Raw genomic sequence first — 7,834 nt, 5'->3', positions numbered from 1 at the left:
ATGCTGAACTCGTTATCGCGCAAAAAACAAATCTCGAACTTGAAAACCATCTGGAGAGTTGGCTTGAGCGTAGTCCTTGGGCATTTGCTCAAGAGCCTATTCTCTGGATTGGCAGATAAACATCTGCCATAGTTGAAGAAGGGACCATCTTTCCTGACCTTCTTGGGGTCAATTCGGCTGGAAATCTTATTATTGTCGAACTGAAAAAGGGTAAAGCTCCAAGAGAAGCGGTAGCGCAACTGCTCGAATATGCAGCTTGGGCGCATGAACTTTCAGATGAAAGGATTTATGAGATAGCAGAAACTTACTTCCGGACTCACAAAGAATTTCAAGGAATGGATTTCCAAAATGAAAAAGAACCTATCAGAATCTCAATTCGCGCTGTGTATTGAGAACAGAGACTGCGACGATCTGGAGAAGCGGAAGATCTACCAGATTCTGCCTGACGAAGAAGCGGCGCAAGAGGGGTATTTGAGAGTCATTGATGAATCAAGAGAAGACTACTTGTATCCCGAATCTTATTTCATCCTCGTCAAACTGCCTCGCAAAGCCAAAGACGCACTGGTAGTGACAAACTGAGACGGAGTTTCAGGAGCGTCACCATGACCACAGACTGGAGCAAGCTGGAACAAACGGTTAAAGATTACGAATCGCCCGGCACGATCGGCGTCAGTGTGATTTCGCCTCAGGGAGAGCGTTGGGCCTCACGAGGTGATCATCAGTTTCCGGCGGCCAGCACAGTTAAAATCCCGATCATGATCGAGATCTACAGAGCCATTGATCGCGGCACACTCGCGCTCGACGACACATACATCGTCCGCTCTAAGGATAAATCTCCCGGCAGTGGTGTGCTGCGACACATGCATACCGGACTGCAACTGTCGTTTGGAGATCTCCTCTACTTGATGATGTCCATCAGCGACAACACCGCCACCAACATATTGATTGAAGTGGTCGGAATGGATCGCATCAACGCGACAATGCGAGACCTCGGTATGACTGCCTCCTGCCTCGGACGTCCCATGCGCGGACGTCTCGCAATTGAAGGGGAACAGGAAAATTGGGCTACACCCAACGACTACACTACCGTCGTCAAGACAATCCTTGACGACCAGGCTGCATCCCCCGCATCCTGTCAGGCCATGCTCACCACCTTGACCCAGCAACAGAATGGTCGCCGCATCGGCCGATATGTGCCGACCTCCAAAACCTATCGCTGGGGTTCCAAAACCGGCTCGAATCGGGGGGTAATCAATGACGTCGGCTTCGTCGAATCTCCAGCAGGGACGATGGTGATTGCCCTCTACAGCCGGGAACTCGGCGACCGCGTCACCGGCGAATGCGCGCTCTCCGAGATTGCCAGGACCGCGATGCAAGTGACGGGTATGATATAGGTAAGAGCGCCGAGAGAAGGTAACCAATGACAAATCACGAGTCACTTGAGGCAAAAGTCGATCAAGTATTCGCGGAATGGGACAAGCCAGATTCCCCTGGTGCCGCCCTATCGGTTATCAAAGACAGCGAAATTATCTACAAGCGCGGATACGGGATGGCGAATCTGGAATACGACATCCCCATTTCGCCGACAACCATCTTCGACATTGCTTCGGTCTCCAAGCAATTTGCGGGCTTTGCCATCGCCACGTTGTTACACGAAGGGAAACTCTCGCTGGATGACGACATTCGGATGCACTTGCCCGATGTCCCGGATTTTGGAACAAAAATAACGATTCGACATCTGGTGCATCACACGAGTGGACTGCGGGATTGGGTACAGGCACTTGTCATCGCGGGCGGAGAGATGGATGACGTAATTTCGTTTAAACATATTTTGAAAATGGTAAGACGCCAGAAAGAACTCAATTTCGAGCCTGGAGCAACGTTTTTATACTCAAATACGGGGTATAATCTGCTGGCAGAAATCGTCGAAAAAATAACGGGAGATTCATTTCGCGAATGGACAGACGCCAACATCTTTAAGCCCCTCGCCATGACCAGCACCCACTTTCACGATGACCACGAGATGATTGTAAAGAACCGGGCGTATTCCTATTTGTCCGTGAAAGACGGTGAATTCAAGAATGCCGTGAACAATTTAACCGCTCTCGGTTCGAGTTCGCTCTATTCAACAGTAGAAGATCTATCAAAGTGGATTCTGAACTTTGACGATGCACAGATAGGCGGACAGGCAGTGGTTGAGCAGATGCATCAGCGAGGGGTTCTCAATAATGGGAAACAGATCAGTTACGCCTTCGGATTGGACATCGGCGAGTACAGAGCACTGAAAACGGCCGGACACGGCGGATCATGGCGGGGATTTCGCAGCCATCTCATACGCTTTCCGGATCAGAAATTTGGCATTGTCATACTGTGCAATCTGGAGACCTTTAATCCGCTTAATTTGGCGAAAAAGATCGCTGATATCTATCTCGCTGATGCCCTTGCGCCCGAGGCACTCGAGCCGGATAAGCAACCCTCTGAAAGCAACGAGACCGAACCCCTATCACCAGAACAGTTGTCAAAATTCGAAGGCGATTATTACACTGAAGAACTCGATACCACCTATACCATTGGTGTGCGAGGAGACCGGCTCGTGGCGCAACACAGACGGCATGACGACATATCGCTAACCTGTAACGACGATCATTTCGTCGGGGATGCGTGGTTTTTTCCAGAAGTTTATTTTACGCGAAACGATGCGGGACGGGTTACAGGGTTCAGGCTAACGGGAAACCGGGTCAAAAATTTGCGTTTTAAAAAAGGACAAGATTAACCATGAACCGAATCCTATTGAAACTAATGCTGCTCGCTGTGCTTGTCCCCCTCTCTTCGATTTTAGCCGATGAATGGCCGCAGTGGCGGGGACCGCACCGGGACGGTGTTTGGAGCGAAACCGGGATATTGGAGGCATTTGACGGACCGGAGATCCCGATTCGTTGGCGAGTACCAATCGGCAGCGGCTATAGCGGCCCGAGCGTCGCTGACGGGCGCGTTTACGTTACTGACCGTCTCGCGAAACCGAAACAGGTCGAACGTGTTCACTGTTTCGACTGGGAAACAGGTGAATTGATCTGGTCCTTCACCTACGATTGTGAATACCGAATTGACTATACCGCCGGGCCTCGAGCCAATGTTATCATTCATGACGGACTCGCTTACGCCTTAGGGGCGATGGGGCATCTCCACTGCTTTGATGCTGCAACCGGCACGTTGAAGTGGAAAAAAGACCTCAACGCCGAATACAATATTGAGATGCCAACCTGGGGGATTGCGAGCGCGCCGATTGTCGAGGGTTCACACCTCATCGTCCAAATCGGCGGCACGCCCGGAGCGTGCATCGTCGCTTTCGATCACAAAACCGGAGCCGAAAAATGGAAAGCCCTTGAAGACAACGCATCTTATTCAGCTCCAATTGTGATTACACAGGGGGGCGAGCGGGTGCTCGTCTGTTGGACAGGTAGAAATATCGCTGGGCTCAACCCGCAGACAGGCAGCACGCATTGGCGCCATCCGTTTCCCCCGACTCGCATGGAGATCGGGATCGCAAGTCCCGTTTTTTACCAAAATGAATTGTTTATCACTGATTTCTTTGAAGGCTCATTGCTGCTGAAACTGAATCCAGATAAGCCGATAATGCAATTCGGCTGGCACCGTAAGGGTAGAAATGAACGGAACACAGACGCGCTCCATTCCACGATGTCAACCCCGATCCGACTCGGCGATTACATTTACGGTGTGGATAGCTATGGGGAACTCCGCTGTCTCGATGCCCGCAACGGCGACCGGATTTGGGAAGACCTCACCGCGGTTCCGAAAGCGCGCTGGAGCAACATCCATTTTATCCAAAATGGCGATAAGGTCTGGATGTTTAATGAGCGCGGCGAACTCCTGATTACAACGCTTTCGCCGGACGGGCTGAATATCATCAGCCGCGCGAAACTGATCGAACCGACGCGCGACCAGTTGAACCGCAGAGGTGGTGTCACGTGGTCACATCCTGCGTTTGCCTATAAACATGTGTTCGCCCGAAATGACAAAGAACTGGTCTGTGCCAGTTTGGCGAAAAGCGAAAACAGGAATGATTAATGGCAGCGTTGCCGTGACCGATTTGTTTGCTAATTGACAAAAACTGTGATACATTCGCACTACAGTTTCTATACCCCTGAACATTGGGGAAAACAACGACAACACAGCGAGGTAAAAAATGGCAGATAAAATTCGCATTGGCATCATTGGTGCGGGTGGTATTTTTCGGAGCCGACATTTTCCGGGACTGGCAAAAATTGACGACGCCGAAGTCGTGGCAATATGCAACCGCAGCATAGAAAGCGGTGAAAAGGTCATAGCCGAACAGGGCTTATCAGCCGAGGCCATGACAGACCCACAGACCCTGTTACACCGGGACGATATCGATGCCATAATGATCGGCACCTGGCCGTACAAACACTGTGAATTCGTCCTCGCGTCCTTAGACGCGGGCAAACACACCTTTGTACAGGCGCGCATGGCAATGAACTTGCGCGAAGCCCGATTGATGTATGCCAGAAGTCGGGAAACAAATCTCGTAACCCAAATTTGTCCAGCACCGCCCTGGAAAGGCGGGCGTTTCTTGAGGCGGCTCATAGATGAAGGGTATTTGGGCGATATCTTCCACGTATATGTCCGCGATCTGGGCGGGCGTTATTGGGATATCGAAGAGCCATTGCACTGGCGACAAATGCGCCGGTATTCCGGTCTGAATATCCTGGGAATGGGCATTACCGTCGAGCGCGTCGCACGCGTATTTGGCTATATGTCAACCATAACGGCAGAAACCGAAATTTTTACCAGAGAGCGACCTCTACCCGATGGGTCTGGTACTGGACCGGTTGAAACACCTGATATGGCGCATGTCATAGGCAAAATGGAAAATGGTGCGCGTGCGGCATTTCTGTTTTCGGGCGTCGCGCAATTTGGCGGAAGCTCCGTCGTTGAAGCTTATGGCAGCGAAGGCACATTGACTTACGACATGGGAACGCAAATCCGCGGTGCAAAAACGGGTGATCGACGACCGCAACAAATTCCCATCCCCGAAGATGAAGCCGCAGAATGGACTGTCGAAGCAGATTTTATCAATGCCATCAAGGGTGGGCCTCAGGGCGATACCAGCTTTTACGAAGGCATGAGATATATGGAATTTACCGAAGCGGTTCATCGCTCGGCAGAGCGCGGCGGAACCGTTCGATTGCCCCTGGTTGATTAGAGGAGATGCAGTGATCAGACTTGTGGCATTTGATCTGGATGGAACGATCTTAAATCACAACAACACCCCATCGGATGCTTCGATGGCGGCGATTTGCGATTTATTGGATCGCGGCGTAGCTGTAGCGTCTATGAGTGGGCGCAATTTCGAACGCAACCAAATTCCGTTTGTAAGCAACCCCAGCGTGGCCGACGCCCTCTATGCCGGATGTTATAATGGCGCAATGGTTTTTGCTCCCAAAATAAATGGCACACGCCAACTCATGCACGAACAGTGTTTGCCCGATGACATATTCTCATCGCTGGTCCAATATGCCGATGACCGGCTCATGAATTTTGTATATTGTCGTTGCGACATGAATAATGAGGGGCCCTGCGAAGTTTATATCACCGACCGCATGACAAAAATGAGCCGCGCGGTAGCCACAATGACCAATATGGTCTATGAAGTCGATGCCGACCTCGCGCAGCGAGTACGCACAAAAGAATTGGCCTCGCCCCCCAAAATAATGCTCTTGCCCGAACCCGGACATGCCGATGAAACAGTTGATGAATTAAAAAATATATTCGGCGATCAAATTTACATGGCCTGGGCCGTGGCGGGTCGCATCGAAATCATGCACCCGGATGTGAACAAAGGCGCGGCACTCACAGCGATAGCCAACCACATTGGCGGCAGCCTCGATGAGGTGATGGCTGTGGGCGATGGCAATAATGATCTGCCCATGTTGCGCGCAGCCGGAACCGGTGTATTGATGCACAACGCAGATGCAGCAACCCATCGCGCAGTGGCCGGGGAAAATATTCTACAAACCGACCACATTGAAAACGATGGATTTGCCAAAGCCGTGCGTCGATATGTGCTTGATAGGTAAGAGGAAGGATTCTCATGGGACAGACATTAGACATAGGTCGGCGAATAGAATTGGTGCCAATGGATGTCCATTTTCACGACATCACAATTGGGCTATACCGTCAAGAAAACGCACAGGGCACGACTTTTCGCGTTCACACATACAGCCAGATAGACGGGGCACAAGCGCGTATTGACTCCGTGAACCATGCAATGCGCGTCCTGGGAGGCATGGAAGACGCAGGCGAGGGATTATTGCGCTTTCCGTGTGGCGCCACACATCTGCTCTCTGTGAAGCGACTATTCCTAGAAGCGTGCAAACTCGGCATGGATGACGACGTATCTATGCGTCCGTTGACCATCCTGGACAAAAAATCGGGATTGCACATTTCCGCAACGCCCCAATCTAATGGCGCATACAAAATCACGGCTGATAGCGATGAAAAAGGCGCAGACCGGCGCATTCGATTGGTGGCCGGAGGGCTTGCAAAACTGGGCGAATTGGAACAAGTGGAAGAAGACCAGGTGCGCTTTGATTGCGGCATGACACACGACCCCCTCATAGGTGTCCTACTCGTACGCGCCCCCAATGTGCGATCCGTCATGCGAGAATTGGAACAGGCTGCCAGCCGGGGCGTGCTCGCAGCCCCGAGCGCGCAAAATTAGGAACGGGAGTCACATATGAACGACCAGACAACAAAACCAATGAAACCGCGCGACCGCGTATTGGCCGCACTCAATCGGGCGCCTGTGGATCGCACACCGACCTGTAACCCGACTTCGGTTGCAACCGTAGAATTGATGGATCTCGTCGATGCGCCATTTCCGCAGGCAAATCGCGAACCAGAACTCATGGCACGGCTGGCGGCAACGAGCTATACCGAACTGGGTTTTGACACGATCATGCCCGTATTTACAATCATCCAGGAATCATCCGCACTCGGGTGCAAAATCCAGTGGGAACAAAAAGACAACTGGCCCACAGTGCAAATGAGAGAACCGATCTGGCACAAGGTAGATGATATTGAAATCCCATCGAACTTATTGACCCATCCCGATACAAAATGCGTGCTGGACGCGATTGGCATATTGCGAAAAGAATACGGCGATGAAGTGGCGATTATCGGTAAGACAATGGGACCCTGGTCTCTGGCGTATCACTGCTTTGGCGTAGAGGATTTTTTGCTCCTATCATTGGACGACCCGGATCACACGCGGCAAATTCTGGACAAATTAAAAGAAGTAACCGTCGCATTTGGCGTAGCGCAAATCGAAGCGGGAGCTGATGCCTTGACCCTGCCCGATCACGCAACGGGGGATCTGGTCAGCGGCGATTATTACGACCGGTATTTGCGCGAATTGCACATCGAATTTGCCGATCGCATACCCATTCCGCTAATTTTGCATATATGCGGACGCACCGTTGATCGGATGGAATACATCGCGCAAACGGGCATGGCGGCATTTCACTACGACTCCAAAAACGATCCAGATGAGTCAATCGATATTGTAAAAGAACGAATCGCGCTGGTCGGCAATATCAACAATCCGGAAACGCTATTTTCAAAAGAGCCGGAAACAGTAAAAGAAGAAGTGTATAAAAACCTGAGTGCAGGAGTACATCTGGTGGGGCCTGAATGTGCGATTCCCTTGCAAACATCAATCGAAAATCTGAAAGAAATCCCAAAAGCAGTCGTGGATTGGCATGCGGAGGCAGAGAGCGTTAATGGCTGAATTATC

At 51.2% G+C, this 7,834-nt stretch carries 8 protein-coding genes; all 8 read left to right on the top strand.

Annotation, left to right across the window (positions count from 1 at the left end; all coding sequences use genetic code 11):
* Positions 1–348: 348 nt before the first annotated feature.
* The 8 genes from F4Y39_20355 (at position 349) to F4Y39_20320 (ending at position 7,828) form a co-directional block, all read left to right on the top strand.
* Positions 349–579, top strand: coding sequence for a hypothetical protein (locus tag F4Y39_20355; protein MYC16084.1), 231 nt, complete (start codon positions 349–351; stop codon positions 577–579).
* Positions 580–602: 23 nt separating this feature from the next.
* Entirely contained in the window at positions 603–1,394 is a 792-nt protein-coding gene (locus F4Y39_20350; protein MYC16083.1) for a serine hydrolase, read from the top strand.
* 26 nt (positions 1,395–1,420) lie between these two features.
* Entirely contained in the window at positions 1,421–2,773 is a 1,353-nt protein-coding gene (locus tag F4Y39_20345) for a beta-lactamase family protein (GenBank protein MYC16082.1), read from the top strand.
* 26 nt (positions 2,774–2,799) lie between these two features.
* Complete coding sequence (locus tag F4Y39_20340) at positions 2,800–4,086, top strand: PQQ-binding-like beta-propeller repeat protein (protein MYC16081.1); 1,287 nt, start codon at positions 2,800–2,802, stop codon at positions 4,084–4,086.
* Positions 4,087–4,204: 118 nt separating this feature from the next.
* On the top strand, positions 4,205–5,242 hold the full coding sequence (locus tag F4Y39_20335) for a Gfo/Idh/MocA family oxidoreductase (GenBank protein ID MYC16080.1): 1,038 nt from the start codon (positions 4,205–4,207) through the stop codon (positions 5,240–5,242).
* On the top strand, positions 5,169–6,116 hold the full coding sequence (locus F4Y39_20330) for an HAD family phosphatase (protein ID MYC16079.1): 948 nt from the start codon (positions 5,169–5,171) through the stop codon (positions 6,114–6,116). The genes F4Y39_20335 and F4Y39_20330 overlap by 74 nt, the downstream gene beginning before the upstream one ends.
* A 14-nt stretch (positions 6,117–6,130) precedes the next feature.
* Positions 6,131–6,760: a hypothetical protein gene (locus F4Y39_20325; protein ID MYC16078.1), complete on the top strand. Its 630-nt coding sequence runs from the start codon at positions 6,131–6,133 to the stop codon at positions 6,758–6,760.
* 39 nt (positions 6,761–6,799) lie between these two features.
* Entirely contained in the window at positions 6,800–7,828 is a 1,029-nt protein-coding gene (locus F4Y39_20320) for an MtaA/CmuA family methyltransferase (protein MYC16077.1), read from the top strand.
* Positions 7,829–7,834 lie beyond the last annotated feature (6 nt).

This window comes from Gemmatimonadota bacterium (genome assembly GCA_009838845.1).
Lineage (GTDB): Bacteria > Latescibacterota > UBA2968 > UBA2968 > UBA2968 > VXRD01.
The sequence above is the reverse complement of the archived record's forward strand: the minus strand, read 5'-3'. Positions and strand labels throughout refer to the sequence as shown.